The sequence below is a fragment of the Bacillus cihuensis genome (assembly GCF_000504145.1).
Lineage (GTDB): Bacteria > Bacillota > Bacilli > Bacillales > DSM-1321 > Peribacillus > Peribacillus huizhouensis.
In genome coordinates this window covers 2,458,240-2,476,485 of sequence record NZ_KI632495.1, presented here as the reverse complement: position 1 = coordinate 2,476,485, position 18,246 = coordinate 2,458,240, and the positions used below count along the sequence as shown (strand labels likewise).

The following is an 18,246-nucleotide window of genomic DNA, read 5'->3' as shown; positions in this document are numbered from 1 at the left end:
TGGAGGATTAGCTCAGCTGGGAGAGCATCTGCCTTACAAGCAGAGGGTCGGCGGTTCGATCCCGTCATCCTCCACCATTACCTATAGTGCCGGTGTAGCTCAACTGGTAGAGCAACTGACTTGTAATCAGTAGGTTGGGGGTTCAAGTCCTCTTGCCGGCACCAGTTTCATTTACAGATTATTTGAGTAGGACGAGCCATTAGCTCAGTTGGTAGAGCATCTGACTTTTAATCAGAGGGTCGCAGGTTCGAATCCTGCATGGCTCACCATTATATTATATTGCGGGTGTGGCGGAATTGGCAGACGCACCAGACTTAGGATCTGGCGCCGCGAGGCGTGGGGGTTCAAGTCCCTTCACCCGCACTTTATCATGCGGAAGTAGTTCAGTGGTAGAATACAACCTTGCCAAGGTTGGGGTCGCGGGTTCGAATCCCGTCTTCCGCTCCACTTTTCGTATGTGCCGGGGTGGCGGAACTGGCAGACGCACAGGACTTAAAATCCTGCGGTAGGTGACTACCGTACCGGTTCGATTCCGGTCCTCGGCACCATTTTAAATATATATGCGCCCGTAGCTCAATTGGATAGAGCGTCTGACTACGGATCAGAAGGTTATGGGTTCGACTCCTTTCGGGCGCGCCATATATATACGGGAAGTAGCTCAGCTTGGTAGAGCACTTGGTTTGGGACCAAGGGGTCGCAGGTTCGAATCCTGTCTTCCCGACCATGTATATCCAATCAATTGTTATGGGGCCTTAGCTCAGCTGGGAGAGCGCCTGCCTTGCACGCAGGAGGTCAGCGGTTCGATCCCGCTAGGCTCCACCATTTCTTCAAACTTATATTATTTTGGCGGTGTAGCTCAGCTGGCTAGAGCATTCGGTTCATACCCGAAAGGTCGTGGGTTCGACTCCCTCCGCCGCTACCAAAATATAAGGACCTTTAGCTCAGCTGGTTAGAGCAGACGGCTCATAACCGTCTGGTCGTAGGTTCGAGTCCTACAAGGTCCACCATATAATGTTATTGGAGGTATACCCAAGTCCGGCTGAAGGGATCGGTCTTGAAAACCGACAGGGGAGTCAAATCCCGCGGGGGTTCGAATCCCTCTACCTCCTCCATTTTTTAAAACAAATTACATCATTTCTATTATCGCGGGGTGGAGCAGTCTGGTAGCTCGTCGGGCTCATAACCCGAAGGTCGCAGGTTCAAATCCTGTCCCCGCAATCTGGTCCGGTAGTTCAGTTGGTTAGAATGCCTGCCTGTCACGCAGGAGGTCGCGGGTTCGAGTCCCGTCCGGACCGCCATTTTTATTCAATAGTTAAGTTTGCTTTTGAAAGTTGATTGGCTCAGTAGCTCAGTCGGTAGAGCACGTTGAATAAGCTTCTCAGAAAAGCTGCAGCGTACCCATCGAGTTGCTACTTGAATAATCCTCCTGAGATGGGGATGAAGGACAACGCTAATTTTTATTTAGGGTGTCAAATATAATACGGCTCAGTAGCTCAGTCGGTAGAGCAAAGGACTGAAAATCCTTGTGTCGGCGGTTCGATTCCGTCCTGAGCCACCTTTATTGTGTAAGATTTTATTATGGCGATTGTGGCGAAGTGGTTAACGCACCTGATTGTGGTTCAGGCATTCGTGGGTTCGATTCCCATCAGTCGCCCCATTTACGCGGGTGTAGTTTAGTGGTAAAACCTCAGCCTTCCAAGCTGATGATGAGGGTTCGATTCCCTTCACCCGCTCCAAAATGGGCCTATAGCTCAGCTGGTTAGAGCGCACGCCTGATAAGCGTGAGGTCGATGGTTCGAGTCCATTTAGGCCCACCATTCCGCAGTAGCTCAGTGGTAGAGCATTCGGCTGTTAACCGAACGGTCGTAGGTTCGAGTCCTACCTGCGGAGCCATATGGGGAAGTACTCAAGAGGCTGAAGAGGCGCCCCTGCTAAGGGTGTAGGTCGGGTAACCGGCGCGAGGGTTCAAATCCCTCCTTCTCCGCCATTTGGCCCCTTGGTCAAGCGGTTAAGACACCGCCCTTTCACGGCGGTAACACGGGTTCGAATCCCGTAGGGGTCATATAGAAAAGGTGCATACATCTAAGTATGCATCTTTTTTATTTGATTTTATAAGTGAATTTATAACAGTTTTGAGATTTTCTACGATTAGCACATTTTATAGCTTTTTGTTATTTGGATAAGCTTTTCTGTTCTTTACTTCTACATCATTTCCTACATATGCTTCATATTCTTCTGTAAATCCTTCTGTTTCGTCTTCATTATCAAAAAGAGTATCATAACTCTCATGATCGCCACTATAGTCAGAAGGGGTCTCTGAGGTTCCAAAACGGGCAACCTCACGAAAGCTATCTTCTTTGTCAGTGATTTCATTATCAGTACGACGATTTTCAAAATGGTTTCCTAAAGAAGGGATAAGTACATCTTCTTCTACAGGCCGTGCTTGAATAGTGTTTTGTGTTTGAGAGTGCTCTAAGCAATATAGAGTGGCTGGGACTGCCTCGAGTCGTTTTATAGAAATGGTTTTACCACAGACTTTACAATGGCCATATTTACCTTCATTTATAGCTTGAAGGGCTATATTAATTTTCTCAATCTCGGATTTAGCATGATCATTCAATGCCATAATTCTTTCTTTGTCAAAAAGTTCAGTACCCATATCGGCTGGGTGGTTATCGTAAGAAGATAATTCGTCTACGAATTCTTTTTGACCTACTTTTACTAAGGTTTCTTCATCACTTTGAATTTGGTCTTGGAGTTGTTCTTTTTCCAAGAGTAATCTATCTTTTAAATTTTGAATTTGCTTTTTAGTAGCCATTTCCATTTCACTCCTTGGGCGATTTGATTTGGACGTATTTGTACAATACCCTATTGGCGGTGGTAGAAACATTTTAGGGGCATGAAGAAAGAGGATGTAAAGGTTTCTTTTCTTTTTTTCTAAGGACATTAAGAGCAAAAAGAGGATGTCCCAAAAGCAAAGGATCAGACCCCGCAATAACTAAATACAGTATAGAATAAGTGTATTAAACACTAAATACTGATTTAGAGTGCGAGGTCAGATCCTTTTGGGACATCCTCTTTTTTATTAAGCAAAATAGCTAATCAATAATCCTATAGATAGAAGTAAACCGAAAATTGTGTTTGTTTGAGCAGTTGCTTTCATAGCAGGCATCATTTCAATCGGAACAGTTTTCCCAATAAAGCCTTTTGTTGCTTTTACCGCTTTAGGTATACTTAGTAGAATTAGTAGAATCCACGGTGTAATGATACCGAGTGCAACGATAAGAATAACCCATAGGTATGAAATGGCGAACATAATCGCCATAAAGCGCACACTTTTTTCACGTCCTAGTAAAATCGGTAATGTACGTCGGCCATTTGCTTTATCACCATCGTGGTCACGTATGTTATTAGCCATATTAATTAAGCCAACTAGAATAAGACTAGGGATTGCTACAAATGAAACTTCACTTGTCACATGTCCTGTTTGGATGAAGTAAGCAATTAGTATAATGACGTAGCCCATGAAAAATCCAGAAAAGAGTTCGCCAAATGGTGTAGATGAAATAGGAATAGGCCCTCCTGTATATACATATCCGATGAGCATGCAGATTAAGCCGATTACTGCAAGCCACCAGGAAGAAGCAGCACAGATATATAGACCAAGTAAAAGAGAGATTGCATAAAAACTAAGTGCCAAATTCATAATTAACTTGGGCGTCATTCCATGGCGGACGATTCCACCACCAATGCCAACTGATTCAGCAGTATCTAGTCCACGTTTATAGTCATAGTATTCATTAAATAAATTAGTAGCTGCTTGTATTAATAGGCTAGCGATTAGCATTGCAGCAAATAGTAGCCAGTTCACTTCCTCTGCTATTAAAGCGAGCAAGGTACCAATTAATACGGGGACAAACGCTGCAGTCAACGTATGTGGGCGAATCAGCTCCCACCAGATCTTCCAGCTGTGTTTTTCTTGTTTAGGTGAAACAGAATTAGATTGTATAGACATTTCTCTTCTCCTCTAAAGTTAGCTTGCATATGTGATCACAAATGAAATATTGGTACAGAATAAGTGTAGGAAAACAAATTAAGAGTGTCAATGTCTATTTGTGATTTTCTTAACAACTATGTTAGTAAAGAGAATATATTAATAAGGAAATAAGTTGTCAAAAAAGGTGGATAAAGACCGCAATAATTGACATTGAGTCGAAATGAGGTGTATCTTTAAATAGGTTTGTATGCTTTTAAAATGTTGACATTAAGGGGGATTTTTTTTGGCTATCTCACATGAAACTGAATGGTTTTATGGACTTCAGCAAGCTGTGCAAAAAGCGAAACAGCTAAAGCAAAAAGTCTTGTTCAGTGTAGTAAGGAAAATCGATGATATAGACCCCCTTTCATTTTATCAAGCTGGAAGAGAACGGTATGTAGGAGAACGCTTTTACTGGCAAGATCCTGAAAAAGAACTGATCATTGCTGGTTTAGGTATAGTGGAAAAAATCCAAGTTAAAGCGGATGCTAACAGAGTGAGGAAGATTGAAGCAAGCTGGACTGAGCTTCAGAAAAATGCTGTTAAAGCAGGTGTTTCCGGAATAGTAGGTACAGGTCCGTTAGTGTTTGGTGGATATTCATTTGATTACAATAAAACGGATTCCCTGCTTTGGGATCAATTTGGTGATAGTTTATTTTATATTCCTGCCTTCATGTTATCCATTGTGAAGGGACAAGCATATTTAACGACCAATATTGTTTGCACATCGGAAGATCAAGCAAACCTCTTCAAAGATCTGATAAATGAACGGGAAAATGATATTAGAAATCGTTTGACAAATGTAACTGTAAGCGAAAATGAGACTTTGGAACAAATCGAGGATGACCCTGAGGGTTGGAAGAAGATTGTTGCAGAGGCCGTTTCACATATGAAACATTCAGAGTTGGATAAAGTTGTTCTAGCGAGAGAATTGCGGCTTGTGTTTAAGGAACGAATTGAAACTGTAGCTGTTCTTTCACGGCTTCTAAAGGAACAAACAAGGAGCTTTATTTTTTGTCTAGAATCTGCTGGGGATTGTTTTATTGGAGCGACCCCTGAGCGCCTCGTTAAAAAACATGGTGATGAATTGTTCTCCGTGTGTCTTGCAGGCTCAATTGCTCGTGGCAAAGATGTAAGAAAAGATAAGCAGTTGGAACAAGAGTTACTGCATGATCAAAAAAACCTACTTGAACATCAATATGTCGTTTCAATGATTAAAGATGCACTAAGTTCGGTTTGTACAAAGCTTGAAGTACCTAAAGAGCCGACTGTTATGAAAAATAGACATATTCAGCATTTGTATACACCAGTGAGTGGAGAATGCGATGCGAATGTGTCTATTTTCGACGTAATAGGCAAACTCCACCCAACCCCTGCAATGGGAGGTTTGCCAACGGAAAATGCAGTTGCATGGATTCGTGATAACGAACAACTGGAGCGTGGCTTTTATGCATCACCAATTGGCTGGTGTGATTCTTATGGGAATGGCGAGTTTGCAGTGGGGATTCGATCAGCGCTCATTCAAGGTAATGAAGCTTCATTATTTGCTGGCTGTGGGGTGTTAGAAGATTCGACCCCTGAAAGTGAATACGAAGAAACAGCAATTAAATTTAATCCGATGTTAAGTGCTTTAGGAGGGAATCTTCATGAATGATCGTGATGCGTTAACTGCGTATGTGGCGGCTTTTGTCGATGAATTAGCTCGAAATCAAATAAATGACGTAGTGGTTAGTCCAGGATCGCGTTCTACACCCTTGGCTTTGCTATTGGCAGAGCATCCAGAGATAAAGATTCATATTAATGTGGATGAACGCTCTGCTGCCTTTTTTGCGTTAGGGCTTGCAAAAGCAATGAAGAAACCGGTGGCTATGCTTTGTACATCAGGTACAGCAACGGCAAATTATTATCCTGCAATAGTAGAAGCATTCTACTCTCGGGTTCCACTGATAGTCTTAACGGCTGATAGACCACATGAACTACGTGATGTCGGTGCACCGCAGACAATTAATCAAATCGGGATGTATGGTAATCATGTGAAATGGTTTGTTGAGATGGCGCTTCCCGAAAGCAGCATGAGTATGATACGGTATGCGCGAACGATTTGTGCAAGAGCTGTAGCGACTGCTGCTAATGAGCCAGCAGGTCCGGTTCATCTGAATTTCCCTCTGCGAGAACCGCTTATTCCGAATTTGGCAGAAGCGGAAAAGTACCGTCAGGAGAAACAAGCTACTGTAGCGATTGAACCTGGTGCGTTAACATTATCGACGAACCAATTGGCTGCGATAGCTAAAGAGATTGGGCAAGCTAAAAGAGGGCTGATTATATGTGGAGACCTGAAGAATAATGGCATGAAAGAGGCCGTAACAGAGCTTGGCGAAACACTAGGATTTCCTATTCTTGCCGATCCACTCTCACAGTTGCGAAGCGGTCAACATTCTTTTTCGAACGTGATAGACTGCTATGATACTTTTTTACGCGATGAGCAAGTGATAGAGGCATTTCATCCAGATGTCATCCTCCGCTTTGGAGCGATGCCAGTGTCGAAACCTTTGCTCCTTTGGTTAAAAAAACAACAAGCTCAGTATTTTGTCATTGATGGTGGAGCAGGTTTTCGGGACCCAAGTGGCCTTGCAACGCATATGGTCTACTCGGAAGAAGAAAAATTTTGCCGAGATCTTGTCGAACGACTTCATAAAAATCTTGATCAAGGCTGGTTGCAACGCTGGGTTAAGGTTAATGAAGCGACAAAACATGCACTCCGAAGCATAGCTAATGAAGAAGAGTTGGATGAAGGGAAGCTATTTTATCAATTAAACGAGCTTATGCCGGAGCATTCTCATTTATTTGTCGGAAACAGTATGCCTATCCGAGATTTGGACACGTTTTTCTTTTCAAATAATAAAAACGTAGAAATCTATGCTAATCGTGGTGCAAACGGTATTGATGGAATCGTTTCGACCGCTCTTGGTGTGAGTACGGTTAAAGAAAAGACCGTACTTGTGATAGGTGATTTAAGCTTTTTCCACGATATGAATGGTTTGCTTGCTGGAAAGCTTCAAGAACAAAATTTGACCATTTTGGTGATTAATAATGATGGGGGCGGAATATTCTCTTTCTTATCGCAAGCATCAGAAAAAGAATATTTCGAAGTATTATTCGGTACTCCACATGGACTTGATTTTTCACATTCAGCCCAACTTTATAATGCAACATATCAAAAGATCCAGAATTGGGATGAATTTAGCGAGGTCTTTACAGCGTCATTTTCAATACCTGGATTAAAAATCATTGAGATTCCGACAAATCGCGAGTCGAATGTTCTAAAGCATCGTAATTTGTGGAGTTTTGTTTCCCGGGAAATAGCAGATGCATTAATCGGGGAAATACAGTGAAACTTGTTTGTCGAAGTGTCGAGTACCATATAGATATCATAGGTCAAGGTGAACCTCTTCTCCTTTTACATGGATTTACAGGTAGCCTTGAAACATGGAGATTTCTAGGGCATATGCTAAAGAAATATCAACTGATCATGGTGGATATCATTGGCCATGGTTCTACAGGGTCTCCAGACAATGCCGAGCGATATACTATGCTGGAAGTAGCGAAGGATCTTCGGGAAATTTTAGAAAAACTTTCGATTCAAAAAATCCATGTGCTTGGCTATTCAATGGGTGGAAGGCTGGCACTTGGTTTTGCTTGCTTATATCCTGAATATGTACAGTCATTGATTCTTGAAAGTGCTTCTCCAGGTTTGAAGACAGAGACTGCTAGACAGGAGCGCAGGATTCAAGATGCAAAGCTAGCGAATAAAATTATCGAAAGAGGCATTTTGGCGTTTGTCGCTGACTGGGAGAATATCCCCCTATTCGATTCACAGAAGAAATTGCCGGTTGAAAAACAACAGTCCGTTCGAAAAGAGCGGCTTGGGAACACGGAACTTGGCCTTGCGAACAGTTTACTTGGAATGGGCACGGGCTCGCAGCCTTCCTGGTGGAGTCAGCTTGAAAACTTATCGATGCCAATCCTTCTTATTACAGGGGAGCTAGATAATAAATTCTGTGACATAGCAAAAATGATGCAATCGATTATGAAAGCATGCGAATGGCAAATAATAAATAATGCTGGCCATGCAATTCATGTGGAAGATGAAGAGAAGTTTGGTAAGATAGTAAGTGAGTTTTTAACAAAACAATTAAGGAGGATATAAGATGACAATTCAGTGGGAAACGATTCGTGAATATGAAGAAATTTTATTCCAAAAATATAATGGAATTGCTAAAGTATCAATTAACCGTCCACATGTACATAACGCGTTCACTCCGAAAACAGTAACTGAAATGATCGATGCCTTTGCAAGAGCACGTGATGACTCTAGTATTGGTGTGATTATTTTAACAGGTGAAGGTGGTAAAGCATTCTGTTCAGGCGGTGACCAGAAAGTACGTGGCCATGGTGGATATGTAGGCGATGATGAGATTCCACGTTTGAACGTATTAGATCTACAACGTTTAATTCGTACGATTCCAAAGCCAGTTGTTGCTATGGTTGCTGGTTATGCCATTGGTGGAGGACATGTACTACACATCGTCTGTGACTTAACAATTGCTGCAGACAATGCAATCTTCGGACAAACAGGACCAAAAGTAGGAAGTTTTGATGCGGGCTATGGTTCTGGCTACTTAGCACGAATTGTAGGACATAAGAAAGCGCGTGAAATCTGGTATCTATGCCGTCAATACGGTGCTCAGGAAGCATTGGATATGGGCTTAGTTAATACAGTTGTTCCTTTAGAGCAATTAGAAGCTGAAACTGTACAATGGTGTGAAGAGATGCTTGAAAAGAGTCCGACTGCTCTTCGTTTCTTAAAAGCTGCATTTAATGCAGATACAGATGGTCTGGCAGGCATTCAGCAATTTGCTGGCGATGCTACACTTCTGTATTACACAACTGACGAAGCAAAAGAAGGCCGCGATGCTTTCAAAGAAAAACGTAAACCTGACTTCGGTCAATTCCCGCGTTTTCCTTAATAGATTAGACAAAGCAGCTTGGCGAGTTTCTCGTCGAGCTGTTTTTAGATTTGCATCGGAACGATTAGAAATTATTTATGTTGATTTTTTTTTAAGACTGTTCTTATCTACCACAAACAGCCAAATTCTTAAAAGGCAAGAGTTACCCAGCTGATAGGGAGAAACAAGCCTCACAATTTTCATCATATGTTAGCTATTAGGTTGACCGAAACACTGGCTTTTGATCTGAGAAATGTACCTAGACTTTACAGAAAGAGGCGCTTGTCATGAATAACACCGAAAGACTGCCCAATTGGCTAAAGAAAAGAGCTAAGTTGTCGCCGAATCGGCCAGCTCTTGAATTTGAAGGAAAGGTTCTTACTTTTCGCGAGCTTGATTCGTTAGCGGAAGAAATGGCAGCAAAGCTTGCTTCTCAAAATGTAAAACGGGGAGATTCCTGTGCTTTATTAATTCGGAATCACAAAGATAGTGTTGTAATCATTCATGCTCTGTTTTATCTTGGTGTGAAGATTGTTATGCTAAATACCCGCTTAACTGCGGCTGAACTTATTTGGCAGCTTCGCGATAGTGAAGCAAAGCTGCTTTTGTCTGAACAATATTTTTGTGAAAAACTAAATGATATTCAATCTTTTATGCAGGAAATATCCATTATTGAAAAAGAGGACTTAGCTTCTATTCGAGGTATAGAAGACGTAGCCATTTTAGAAGAATTTGATTTGCATGAGACAGCAACTATTATGTATACATCGGGGACAACGGGTAATCCAAAGGGAGTCATTCAAACTTTTGGAAATCATTGGTGGAGTGCAATAGGTTCGGTTTTGAATCTTGGTCTGACAGAACAGGACAGCTGGTATTGCGCGGTTCCTATTTTTCATATTAGCGGGCTTTCAATCTTTATGCGAAACGTTATTTATGGAATGAAGGTTGTGCTCGTAGAGAAATTTAATGAAACAGCGGCCAATCAAATGATCATCGAAAATGGCGTGACAATTATTTCGGTTGTAACGACTATGTTAAATAGGATGCTTATTAATCTTGGGAGTGAGAAGTATCCAAACAGTTTCCGCTGTATGCTCCTTGGCGGTGGTCCTGCGCCTCGATACATGCTTTTAGAGTGTAAAGAAAAAGGAATTCCCGTATATCAAACATATGGAATGACGGAAACGAGTTCACAAATTGTTACACTTGCACCTGAAGATAGTCTACAGAAAATAGGTTCGGCTGGGAAAGCATTATTTCCATCACAATTGCGAATTGAAAAGGATGGACTTGAAGTGGAACCGAATCAACCTGGTGAAATTGTCGTAAAAGGCCCGAATGTGACACAAGGTTATTTAAACCGAAAAGAAGCGACGGACGAAGCAATCAAGAATGGTTGGCTGTATACAGGTGATATAGGGTATGTGGATGAAGACGGCTATCTGTTTGTCATGGATCGTCGCTCAGATTTAATCATTTCTGGGGGAGAAAATGTTTATCCTGCTGAGATTGAAGCAGTAGTAAGCAGTCACCCAGATGTGTTTGAAGCAGGTGTAACAGGAGTGTCTGATGAAGTATGGGGCCAAATTGCTGTAGCCTTTGTTGTTAGAAAAACAGGAAGTGAGTTGACTGAGAAGCAGATTATTGAATATTGTTTAACATGTTTAGCTTCCTATAAGGTACCGAAAAGAGTCATTTTTTGCGAAGAGCTACCCCGTAACGCTTCGAATAAATTGTTGCGAAGAGAATTAAGAAAGCGATTGGAGGACTAATTTTATGAGAATCTCTTCAGTTACTATTTCTCTTATTTCTGCTCCGTTAAAGATCCCATTTCTGACTCACTTAGAGAAGGTGACAAAACGGGAAGCAATCGTGATTGAAGTACGAGATAGTGATGGCAGAATCGGCTATGGTGAAGCGGTACCTTTTTCAAGCCCGTGGTATACGGAAGAAACAATTAAAACATGTTGGCATATATTAGGCGATTTTTTAATTCCACTTGTACTAAGCCAGCCGATTCAACACCCTAAAGAACTTGTAAGTTTATGGGCCGGCATTCGAAGAAATTCAATGGCGAAGTCGGGCCTCAGTCAAGCCATTTGGGACTTATATGCAAAGCAGGAGGAAGTGTATCTTGGTCAACTATTCGGAGGGGTGCGGAAAACAGTTGCAGCAGGAGTTGTCATTGCAGCGGATGATGTGAGGAAAGCTCTTAAGCAGATCGATGAATTTGCTACAATCGGTTATCAGCGCTATAAAATAAAGATTCAACGATCTACGGACATTTCCGTTTTATCAGAAATCCGGCGTCATTTTCCAGACATTCCACTTATGGCGGATGCGAATTCTTCGTACTCTCTTTTGGATATGGAGCATTTGAAAAAGCTCGATGAATTCAATTTGCAAATGATTGAACAGCCACTCGGGCACGATGATTTAATGGAACATGCGATATTACAAAAAGAAATCAAAACGCCAATTTGTCTTGATGAAAGCATCTGCTCGTTTCATGACGCTAAACAAGCTTTAATGCTAGGGAGCGGTAAAGTAATCAGTATAAAGATGTCACGCGTAGGTGGATGGGCGGAGGCTGTCAACATTCATAATCTGTGCGTTGAGAATGAGATCCCAGTTTGGTGCGGTGGTATGATTGAGTTTGGGATTTCTAAAGCCCATAATATTGCACTTGCCTCTCTTCATGGATTCACGATTCCCGGTGATTTGTCGTCTTCATCACGCTACTGGGAGCAGGATATTGTTAATCCAGAAATTGTTGTCAAGGATGGTAATATAACGGTTCCAGATGGTGTGGGAATAGGCTTTGAAGTGGATGAACATAGATTGCAATCCATGATGATTCATCAGCAATTATTTAAAGTGTAATTGTGATTTGAGGAAGAAGTGATATATATTGCACTTCTTATATTATTTTTTGAAGTTTCAATAAAATAGGCACCTGACTGTTTTTTCTATAATTTTTTTTCGCTATAATTATGGTACTAAGCATCCAGAATCTGTATGGGAGATGATCTGATGACAAAGCCATATCTAATTGCGGACATATTACTAAGACGCGGCCTACCAGAGAATGTTGTTAAAGAGATCACAAGACTTGCGGAAAATGAAATCATTTGGTTAAAGCAAAAATGGAGTTTGGATGAACTGGAACGCTAACTTGGGCATGCGACTATGAAAAAGAAAGGCAAGCTCCATAGGGGTTGCCTTTTTAACATCGGTTAAAAGAGGAAGAGTGGAATTGAACTAAGAATTGGAGAAATTGCATTTTATTCAAAATAAACAGGATGTCTCAAAGTCAGAACCTTTGGGACATCCTCTATTAATTAGTTTAATGCAGTTTTTAACGTTTCAAGGTTTTTATTCATTATGCTGAAATAATCTTCTTTATTATTAATATCATTGTCGGTGAGTACAGATAAATTATGGAGCTTCAATGCTTTTGCACCAATTTCATCTTGGATAATTTTTGTTAGTTTGGATGAAATATTTTGTTCATAAATAATGTATTGAATGCCATTGTCTTTTGCTGTTTTAACAATGTTTTCTAGTTGTTTTTGTGATGGTTCGTTTGCTGAAATGCCAGAAACGCTGATTTGTTCAAGATCGTATCGCTTTTCCCAATAGCCATAGGCCGCATGTGATACGATCAGTTTTTTCGTTTTTGCTGTAGAGATCGTTTCATCAAATTGATGATCTAAATTTTTCAATTTTGCTGATAAGGCTTCATATTGTTTTTGGAAGTAATCAGCTTGAGCAGGCATTTTTTCAGAAAGTTCATCTTTAATGATTTCAGCCATTTGTGTAGCATAGACAGGATCAATCCAAATATGCGGATCTACGTCACCATGTTCATGCTGGTGTTCCTCCGTAGCAGCTTCCTCGTCATGATCATGTTCTTCCGAAGCAGCTTCCCCACCATGATCATGTTTATCTTCAGAATGAGGCAGATCAATCTTTTCACCTACTGCGACAACTTTTGCACCTTCGTCCTCGAGAATTGATTTAGATTTATTCACAAAGCCTTCTAAGTTATGTCCAATATAGAAAAAAAGATCAGACTGTGCCATTCCAATGATATCCTTTTGAGATGGTTCAAAACTATGTTCGTCCGTTCCTGGTGGATAGACCGTTTTGACGTCTACAAAATCGCCACCAATTTTTTTAGTGAAATCTTCTAAGGCATAGACTGTTGTGTAAACCATTAACTTTTCTTTGCTATCATCTGTTTGCACATCTTGTTTAGTAGTCGTTGAATTGCACCCTGCCAAAAAAGTGGCAAAAATAAATAAGATAGCGATACTGAGCTTTTTTTTCATTTATCTTTCTCCCCACTATATTTTTGTATATTAAACGAAACCATTACGGTTTAATAAAAATGAATATAAACGAAATCATTACGATTTGACTTAAGTATCGTACCTTAAATAAACTAAAAGTGCAAGAAAAAAATTTAAGGTCGATGTTTGCAAGACTTATCAGGAACTGGGTCAATGCCGCCTGGATGAAACGGATGGCATTTAAGAATTCGTCTAATGGTAAGCCAGCTACCTTTAATGGGACCGAATCGTTTAATCGCTTCTAATCCATAATGTGAGCATGTTGGATAAAAGCGACAGGTAGGTGGTTTTAGAGGAGAAATAACTTTTTGGTAAAATTTTATTCCGAAAATTAAAATCTTTTGCATTATAAGAATCAGCCTTCATTCTTTAGAATATATATTGGTATCAATATATCATATTTTCATTCAAAAAGATGCTGATAAACATTTTCCTTTTAATCCAACATTAAATTGATGAAATAAATCGGGATTAGATGTAGTATATACATATATATGGAAAGAGGAGTGATAGAATGCCTTCAGTAGAGAGTTTTGAATTAGATCATAATGCTGTGAGAGCACCTTATGTACGTCACTGTGGAGTACATAAAGTGGGTACAGATGGAGTAGTCAATAAATTTGACATTCGTTTTTGCCAACCTAATAAACAAGCAATGAAGCCAGATGTAATTCATACGTTAGAGCATTTGCTTGCTTTCAATCTTCGGGAGCACTCAGAGAAATATGAACACTTTGATATTATTGATATTTCGCCAATGGGCTGCCAAACTGGATACTATCTTGTCGTAAGCGGAGAACCATCCGTTTCTGAGATCATTGATGTACTAGAAGACACAATGAAGGATGCTGTCCAAATAACAGAAATTCCTGCAGCAAATGAAAAACAATGCGGTCAAGCAAAACTTCATGACCTTGAAGGCGCGAAGAAATTAATGAATTTCTGGTTATCACAAAGTAAAGAGGATCTTCATAAAGTTTTTGGTTAAAAAACATCCAACAGCACCTGATCCCAACTAACACGTAGGTACTCAAATTGTATTACATTATAAAGGGAGCAATGCGGAGCAGGTTTTGCGGAGCTCTGCCCTCCACAGAAAAGTAAGAATAGGGTGTTTCCAGGGTCTAGTCTTGCACACTAAATCAGTATAGTGTTTATACTCATATACTGTTGGTAGTTGTTGCGGGGGCAGACCCTGTGCTTTTAAACACCTTTTCCTTATTGCTTGTCATCTGAAGTTTTGTCTGCTCCACTCTCATCTGGATGCGGTGATGGATCAATCGTATGTTTATAATCGTATCCTTTGTTTATGGTAATAACAGATAGCGCTAAGATTACAAGGACAATAATAATGCTAATAATGATGAATGCTGTCACCTGTCTGCTCCTTTACATGTAATTTTCTTCTATTATACAGGAAAATACTAGATAAAACCTTGACTCTTTAGGAAAAAATACATGTTTTAACTTACAACAGAGCGGGAATTATAGTGTACAGGAGGGTGATAATGATGGCCAAAAATAATATTGTTGAATACAAACAAGGTGAGAATCGTAAAGTGGACCAATTGGTTGAACTGGTAAATCAAGAAATTGCAAACTTTAGCGTTTTATACACAAAATTGCATAATTATCATTGGTACGTAGATGGTCCCCATTTCTTCTCTCTGCATGTGAAATTGGAAGAACTCTACGACGAGGTTACAACCCATATGGATGACCTTGCAGAAAGATTGCTTGCATTAGGTGCAAAACCTGTAGCTACGCTTAAAGAACAACTTGATATAGCAACAATAAAAGAAGCGACCGGAAAAGAAGAAACAGAAAAAATGATACAAACAATCATTAGTGATTTTGAGCAATTGTCACAAGAATTTTCAAAAGCCATTGAATTGGCAGAAGAAAACACGGACCAAGTGACAGGCGATATGTTTGTAGGCATCCAAAAAAGCTTCGAAAAACATACATGGATGCTGCGAGCTTATTTAAAAAAATAGTAAAGTAATTTTGAAATCCCACCTTAACATAGGTGGGGCTTTTTTGGCGTGATGGAGAAAGGCATATGAAAAGCCTTCACAAATCGAATGAAGGCTTTTGTTTATGTATAAAAACGCTTTCAATGAATATTGCGAGGGTGATAATGGGTAACTTTTGCATTATTCATGCTATCGTGTGCAAATTTTCCTTTGAGTGATTCAATAATGTAAATACCAAGGAGATTGTTAATTTCTTGATCATCCATTTCTTCAAGTAAGTTGAAGATTTCCTTTCGATCAAGTTGTTCAAGGACAGCGAAGGTTAGCATATCAATATCTTCTTCATCACCAGACAATTTATCACGGTATAGGTTGTACAAATCCTCGATAAGTTTCATTTTTTCACCTCATTTTCAATTATTAATTCGTACTTATTATATGTTTTACCCTAAGAAAGATACTTAATCAATTATTTTACCTGAAAATTGCAAGTAATGGAAGAATAAGTGAAGTATGAACAAGGAAGACGCAAGGGAAAATAATACTAATATAGGAGGGATCAGAGTGGCTGAAAACCGAAAGACTTATTATGTTTGGCTGCCGAATGGACAAATCTTTCAGGATAGTGAAAGTTCACCTTGGAATTTTAAGATTGAAGCGAATGATGAAGAAATCGGCCAGCTTCGTGCATATTTTAATCAAAATTATTCAACAGAGATTGGGAACTTTTATCGGGCACATATTCCGTTTTTAGAGTATCACCATGATCCAGGAAATGATGCCTATGATAAGACGCTTCATGAGGTGTATGAGTTGATTTATAAACTTGGTGATACTAATGCGAGAAATCATATTGCGAATATGGGGATATTATCGTCTTTTCCTAGAGAAACAGGGGAGGATATGTAATGGGTATCTTATTTGAAGAATCAAGTTAAGGAAAGTGCATCTTAGGCTGTAGGCGGCAGATTGGATAGACCGGTATAGCGATATATAACAATCGGATAATGGATTGCTTCTGAACTGCCGATTTTTAATAAAGGCTGTTTTCACATACTTTGTCGCTTTTCAATCATTTTTACACTAATAACCCGGGTTGATTTCCGTTGCAGGTCCTCGCTTTCCGCGGGCGGTCTCAGAAGCCTCCTCAGTGCTTTGCACTTGCGGGGTCTCCCTCAACACGCTTTTCCCGCAGGAGTCTCGCACCTTCCACTACAATCAACATCTGTTCGAATTGGTTTGGTTTCTTGCTAAAAACAACAATCTTTACGAAAAGAGCCTTAATAAAAAAGGGTCAAACACCGCTGCAGGGTGTTTGGCCCTTTTTAGAATCCCTCTTTTACTCTCTTATTGTGGAAGTTCGATCTCTTGGGCAGAATTTATTACTTCGTCTGGGATGGTAATATCCTTCACGCCATTATAATTACTGAATGTTGCATTTGTTTTTTGTTCGAGTGTCGTTTCTTCACTGCCTTCAGTAGTCTTAAATGCCATATCCATAGTCATTGCCGTAGGATAAAAGTTTTTTTTGTCAATGGTATATGAATACTTTAATCCGCTAACATCTACATTTTGTAAATCAAGTCCTAATTCTTGACCAAAGCTTTGTGCGAGTTGCTCTTTCATGAACGCATTGAATTTTTCAGCTGAAGCATTTAGTGATAAAATGTAAGAGGAATCGTCTTGTTCAAATGTGAAGTCTTCAATATATTCTTGCATTTTTTTCAATTCGGCTGCTGGATCACCTTGCTGTTCTGTTGTTTTAAGAAGTTCTGTAGACATTTCGTCAGGGAGCTTCATCCATGTTCCTTGTGTTGGATCATATGTAAAGAAACCTTGATTTGTGAAATAACTTTCTGTTTTCATGGGTTCTTCACCTGGCATATTGATTGACATGACTTGATAGAGTGAGATTGGGTCTTGAACGACATCTATGTCAATGGTTGAACTAATATCCATTGGTTCTGAATCACTGCTAGAAGTGATGGTTTGCTCATTCTTCATCTTTACCGTTAAACTCTTTAGATCTTGACTTGCTGCAATGGTTTTTTCAAAAACTTCTTCAAGAGTAAGTGATTCTTCTTTTTGTGCAGGGTGTTCGGTGTTTGTTTTAGTTTCTGATTTTCCAGATTCTGAAACGGGTGTAGCTTTTTGGCCACAACCACTTAAAAGTACTACTAGTGCGAAGAACGAGATAGCTAATGATTTGAGCTTCATTACATCGACTCCTTTTTGGTCATATACATACATAATATAATAAAACAAGGGAAAAATGGTTATTTATCCCTTATATTCTATATAAATAAACCTTTCTGCCTAATTTTTTAGGTGGGAAAACAGGGAGAAAGTATGAAAATATTTTTTGATAATCACGGACATCAAGTTGATTTTACCTGTAAAGCTGAATTTGGTGATGCGTGGCATGTGCTTGTTTTAACACGTTGGAACGAGCAATGGGTTGTAACTCGGCATAAGGTTAGGGGACTTGAATTTCCAGGTGGAAAGCGGGAAAAAGGAGAAACGATTGAGGAGGCAGCAGTGCGTGAGGTGTACGAGGAAACAGGTGGGAAGGTGGCCAGTTTGCTTTTCCTTGGACAATATCGTGTACATGCAGTAAGCGGGTTGTTTATTAAGTCGATATACTTTGCTGAACTGAGCGAGCTCGTTGAAAAGGACGATTATTTGGAGACGGAAGGACCTGTATTGTTAGATAAACTTCCAGATTGTTTAGAAGCGGACTCTAAATATAGCTTTATTATGCGGGATGAAGTTATTCCGTTAAGTATCGAGCGACTGCGCCACATTCAACCGAATTATAAATTATAAATAAGGCTAAGGGTCAGATCACGCAACTATTATTACTAGTAGAG

General features: G+C 40.1%; 18 protein-coding genes and 21 tRNA genes. 32 read left to right on the top strand and 7 right to left on the bottom strand.

Going from position 1 to position 18,246, the window contains the following annotated elements; genetic code table 11:
* The first annotated feature begins 1 nt into the window (after position 1).
* The 21 genes from V179_RS0117730 to V179_RS0117630 all read left to right on the top strand — a co-directional run bounded on the left by V179_RS0117730 (position 2) and on the right by V179_RS0117630 (position 2,062).
* A tRNA-Val gene (locus V179_RS0117730) sits at positions 2–77 on the top strand.
* A gap of 11 nt (positions 78–88) precedes the next feature.
* Positions 89–164: transfer RNA gene (locus V179_RS0117725), tRNA-Thr, on the top strand.
* A gap of 29 nt (positions 165–193) precedes the next feature.
* Positions 194–269, top strand: a tRNA-Lys gene (locus V179_RS0117720).
* Positions 270–281: 12 nt separating this feature from the next.
* Positions 282–363: transfer RNA gene (locus V179_RS0117715), tRNA-Leu, on the top strand.
* A gap of 9 nt (positions 364–372) precedes the next feature.
* Positions 373–447 (top strand) — tRNA-Gly (locus V179_RS0117710).
* A gap of 12 nt (positions 448–459) precedes the next feature.
* Positions 460–548 (top strand) — tRNA-Leu (locus V179_RS0117705).
* A 14-nt stretch (positions 549–562) separates the two neighbouring features.
* Positions 563–639 (top strand) — tRNA-Arg (locus tag V179_RS0117700).
* An 8-nt stretch (positions 640–647) separates the two neighbouring features.
* Positions 648–724, top strand: a tRNA-Pro gene (locus tag V179_RS0117695).
* A 22-nt stretch (positions 725–746) separates the two neighbouring features.
* Positions 747–822: transfer RNA gene (locus V179_RS0117690), tRNA-Ala, on the top strand.
* A gap of 23 nt (positions 823–845) precedes the next feature.
* Positions 846–922 (top strand) — tRNA-Met (locus tag V179_RS0117685).
* A gap of 8 nt (positions 923–930) precedes the next feature.
* Positions 931–1,007, top strand: a tRNA-Ile gene (locus tag V179_RS0117680).
* Positions 1,008–1,019: 12 nt separating this feature from the next.
* Positions 1,020–1,112: transfer RNA gene (locus V179_RS0117675), tRNA-Ser, on the top strand.
* 32 nt (positions 1,113–1,144) lie between these two features.
* Positions 1,145–1,218: transfer RNA gene (locus V179_RS0117670), tRNA-Met, on the top strand.
* A 3-nt stretch (positions 1,219–1,221) separates the two neighbouring features.
* Positions 1,222–1,298, top strand: a tRNA-Asp gene (locus V179_RS0117665).
* A gap of 184 nt (positions 1,299–1,482) precedes the next feature.
* Positions 1,483–1,555, top strand: a tRNA-Phe gene (locus V179_RS0117660).
* 26 nt (positions 1,556–1,581) lie between these two features.
* A tRNA-His gene (locus V179_RS0117655) sits at positions 1,582–1,657 on the top strand.
* Between the two features lie 5 nt (positions 1,658–1,662).
* A tRNA-Gly gene (locus V179_RS0117650) sits at positions 1,663–1,736 on the top strand.
* A gap of 4 nt (positions 1,737–1,740) precedes the next feature.
* Positions 1,741–1,817 (top strand) — tRNA-Ile (locus tag V179_RS0117645).
* A gap of 1 nt (position 1,818) precedes the next feature.
* Positions 1,819–1,893 (top strand) — tRNA-Asn (locus tag V179_RS0117640).
* Between the two features lie 3 nt (positions 1,894–1,896).
* Positions 1,897–1,987, top strand: a tRNA-Ser gene (locus tag V179_RS0117635).
* A gap of 3 nt (positions 1,988–1,990) precedes the next feature.
* Positions 1,991–2,062 (top strand) — tRNA-Glu (locus tag V179_RS0117630).
* A gap of 96 nt (positions 2,063–2,158) precedes the next feature.
* Here the strand turns inward: V179_RS0117630 and V179_RS28255 are convergent.
* Together V179_RS28255 and V179_RS0117620 are read right to left on the bottom strand one after the other, a co-directional pair.
* Positions 2,159–2,818: a TraR/DksA C4-type zinc finger protein gene (locus V179_RS28255; RefSeq protein ID WP_034301802.1), complete on the bottom strand. Its 660-nt coding sequence runs from the start codon at positions 2,816–2,818 to the stop codon at positions 2,159–2,161.
* 267 nt (positions 2,819–3,085) lie between these two features.
* The gene (locus V179_RS0117620) at positions 3,086–4,015 is read right to left on the bottom strand and encodes a 1,4-dihydroxy-2-naphthoate polyprenyltransferase (RefSeq protein ID WP_152534753.1); all 930 of its coding nucleotides are present in this window, start codon (positions 4,013–4,015) and stop codon (positions 3,086–3,088) included.
* Between the two features lie 265 nt (positions 4,016–4,280).
* On the opposite strand from V179_RS0117620, the gene V179_RS0117615 reads away from it, so the two are divergent.
* The 7 genes from V179_RS0117615 (at position 4,281) to V179_RS31095 (ending at position 12,219) form a co-directional block, all read left to right on the top strand.
* Positions 4,281–5,690, top strand: a complete 1,410-nt coding sequence (locus V179_RS0117615; RefSeq protein ID WP_028392653.1) for an isochorismate synthase — start codon at positions 4,281–4,283, stop codon at positions 5,688–5,690.
* Entirely contained in the window at positions 5,683–7,428 is a 1,746-nt protein-coding gene (gene menD, locus V179_RS0117610; RefSeq protein ID WP_028392652.1) for a 2-succinyl-5-enolpyruvyl-6-hydroxy-3-cyclohexene-1-carboxylic-acid synthase, read from the top strand. Before V179_RS0117615 ends, menD begins: the two co-directional genes overlap by 8 nt.
* Positions 7,425–8,243: a 2-succinyl-6-hydroxy-2,4-cyclohexadiene-1-carboxylate synthase gene (gene menH, locus V179_RS0117605; RefSeq protein WP_028392651.1), complete on the top strand. Its 819-nt coding sequence runs from the start codon at positions 7,425–7,427 to the stop codon at positions 8,241–8,243. The genes menD and menH overlap by 4 nt, the downstream gene beginning before the upstream one ends.
* Before the next feature lies 1 nt (position 8,244).
* On the top strand, positions 8,245–9,063 hold the full coding sequence (gene menB / locus V179_RS0117600) for a 1,4-dihydroxy-2-naphthoyl-CoA synthase (RefSeq protein ID WP_028392650.1): 819 nt from the start codon (positions 8,245–8,247) through the stop codon (positions 9,061–9,063).
* A gap of 266 nt (positions 9,064–9,329) precedes the next feature.
* Positions 9,330–10,817 (top strand): o-succinylbenzoate--CoA ligase, encoded by a 1,488-nt coding sequence (locus V179_RS0117595; protein WP_028392649.1) that lies wholly within the window; start codon positions 9,330–9,332, stop codon positions 10,815–10,817.
* Positions 10,818–10,821: 4 nt separating this feature from the next.
* The gene (menC, locus tag V179_RS0117590; RefSeq protein WP_028392648.1) at positions 10,822–11,928 is read left to right on the top strand and encodes an o-succinylbenzoate synthase; all 1,107 of its coding nucleotides are present in this window, start codon (positions 10,822–10,824) and stop codon (positions 11,926–11,928) included.
* A gap of 150 nt (positions 11,929–12,078) precedes the next feature.
* Positions 12,079–12,219 (top strand): hypothetical protein, encoded by a 141-nt coding sequence (locus V179_RS31095; protein WP_154664015.1) that lies wholly within the window; start codon positions 12,079–12,081, stop codon positions 12,217–12,219.
* Between the two features lie 167 nt (positions 12,220–12,386).
* Here V179_RS31095 and V179_RS0117580 read toward each other — a convergent pair whose 3' ends face one another.
* Positions 12,387–13,379 carry a metal ABC transporter solute-binding protein, Zn/Mn family gene (locus V179_RS0117580; protein WP_028392647.1) on the bottom strand — a complete coding sequence of 331 codons (993 nt, stop codon included), beginning with the start codon at positions 13,377–13,379 and terminating at the stop codon, positions 12,387–12,389.
* 134 nt (positions 13,380–13,513) lie between these two features.
* Positions 13,514–13,747, bottom strand: coding sequence for a membrane protein insertion efficiency factor YidD (yidD, locus tag V179_RS30175; protein ID WP_084552399.1), 234 nt, complete (start codon positions 13,745–13,747; stop codon positions 13,514–13,516).
* Between the two features lie 167 nt (positions 13,748–13,914).
* Here yidD and V179_RS0117575 point away from each other — a divergent pair, with 167 nt between their 5' ends.
* Positions 13,915–14,388: an S-ribosylhomocysteine lyase gene (locus V179_RS0117575; RefSeq protein WP_028392646.1), complete on the top strand. Its 474-nt coding sequence runs from the start codon at positions 13,915–13,917 to the stop codon at positions 14,386–14,388.
* Between the two features lie 230 nt (positions 14,389–14,618).
* Here V179_RS0117575 and ytzI read toward each other — a convergent pair whose 3' ends face one another.
* Positions 14,619–14,777: a YtzI protein gene (ytzI, locus tag V179_RS30170; RefSeq protein WP_084552398.1), complete on the bottom strand. Its 159-nt coding sequence runs from the start codon at positions 14,775–14,777 to the stop codon at positions 14,619–14,621.
* Between the two features lie 131 nt (positions 14,778–14,908).
* Here ytzI and V179_RS0117565 point away from each other — a divergent pair, with 131 nt between their 5' ends.
* Entirely contained in the window at positions 14,909–15,397 is a 489-nt protein-coding gene (locus tag V179_RS0117565) for a Dps family protein (protein WP_235179071.1), read from the top strand.
* 119 nt (positions 15,398–15,516) lie between these two features.
* Here V179_RS0117565 and V179_RS0117560 read toward each other — a convergent pair whose 3' ends face one another.
* On the bottom strand, positions 15,517–15,774 hold the full coding sequence (locus V179_RS0117560) for a DUF6154 family protein (protein ID WP_028392644.1): 258 nt from the start codon (positions 15,772–15,774) through the stop codon (positions 15,517–15,519).
* A 166-nt stretch (positions 15,775–15,940) separates the two neighbouring features.
* Here V179_RS0117560 and V179_RS0117555 point away from each other — a divergent pair, with 166 nt between their 5' ends.
* Entirely contained in the window at positions 15,941–16,285 is a 345-nt protein-coding gene (locus V179_RS0117555; protein ID WP_028392643.1) for a hypothetical protein, read from the top strand.
* Between the two features lie 438 nt (positions 16,286–16,723).
* Here the strand turns inward: V179_RS0117555 and V179_RS0117550 are convergent, their stop codons facing one another.
* Positions 16,724–17,593 (bottom strand): DUF6612 family protein, encoded by an 870-nt coding sequence (locus V179_RS0117550; protein ID WP_028392642.1) that lies wholly within the window; start codon positions 17,591–17,593, stop codon positions 16,724–16,726.
* 132 nt (positions 17,594–17,725) lie between these two features.
* Between V179_RS0117550 and ytkD the strand changes: the two genes are divergently transcribed.
* Entirely contained in the window at positions 17,726–18,202 is a 477-nt protein-coding gene (gene ytkD, locus V179_RS0117545) for an RNA deprotection pyrophosphohydrolase (RefSeq protein WP_028392641.1), read from the top strand.
* The last annotated feature ends 44 nt before the right edge of the window (positions 18,203–18,246 follow it).

Bases quoted from the DNA above. Each gene is read 5' to 3' on its own strand.
- V179_RS28255 (WP_034301802.1), bottom strand. From the start codon at position 2,818: ATGGCTACTAAAAAGCAAATTCAAAATTTAAAAGATAGATTACTCTTG.
- V179_RS0117620 (WP_152534753.1), bottom strand. From the start codon at position 4,015: ATGTCTATACAATCTAATTCTGTTTCACCTAAACAAGAAAAACACAGC.
- menD (WP_028392652.1), top strand. From the start codon at position 5,683: ATGAATGATCGTGATGCGTTAACTGCGTATGTGGCGGCTTTTGTCGAT.
- menB (WP_028392650.1), top strand. From the start codon at position 8,245: ATGACAATTCAGTGGGAAACGATTCGTGAATATGAAGAAATTTTATTC.
- V179_RS0117595 (WP_028392649.1), top strand. From the start codon at position 9,330: ATGAATAACACCGAAAGACTGCCCAATTGGCTAAAGAAAAGAGCTAAG.
- menC (WP_028392648.1), top strand. From the start codon at position 10,822: ATGAGAATCTCTTCAGTTACTATTTCTCTTATTTCTGCTCCGTTAAAG.
- V179_RS31095 (WP_154664015.1), top strand. From the start codon at position 12,079: ATGACAAAGCCATATCTAATTGCGGACATATTACTAAGACGCGGCCTA.
- V179_RS0117580 (WP_028392647.1), bottom strand. From the start codon at position 13,379: ATGAAAAAAAAGCTCAGTATCGCTATCTTATTTATTTTTGCCACTTTT.
- yidD (WP_084552399.1), bottom strand. From the start codon at position 13,747: ATGCAAAAGATTTTAATTTTCGGAATAAAATTTTACCAAAAAGTTATT.
- V179_RS0117575 (WP_028392646.1), top strand. From the start codon at position 13,915: ATGCCTTCAGTAGAGAGTTTTGAATTAGATCATAATGCTGTGAGAGCA.
- V179_RS0117565 (WP_235179071.1), top strand. From the start codon at position 14,909: ATGATGGCCAAAAATAATATTGTTGAATACAAACAAGGTGAGAATCGT.
- V179_RS0117560 (WP_028392644.1), bottom strand. From the start codon at position 15,774: ATGAAACTTATCGAGGATTTGTACAACCTATACCGTGATAAATTGTCT.
- V179_RS0117550 (WP_028392642.1), bottom strand. From the start codon at position 17,593: ATGAAGCTCAAATCATTAGCTATCTCGTTCTTCGCACTAGTAGTACTT.
- ytkD (WP_028392641.1), top strand. From the start codon at position 17,726: ATGAAAATATTTTTTGATAATCACGGACATCAAGTTGATTTTACCTGT.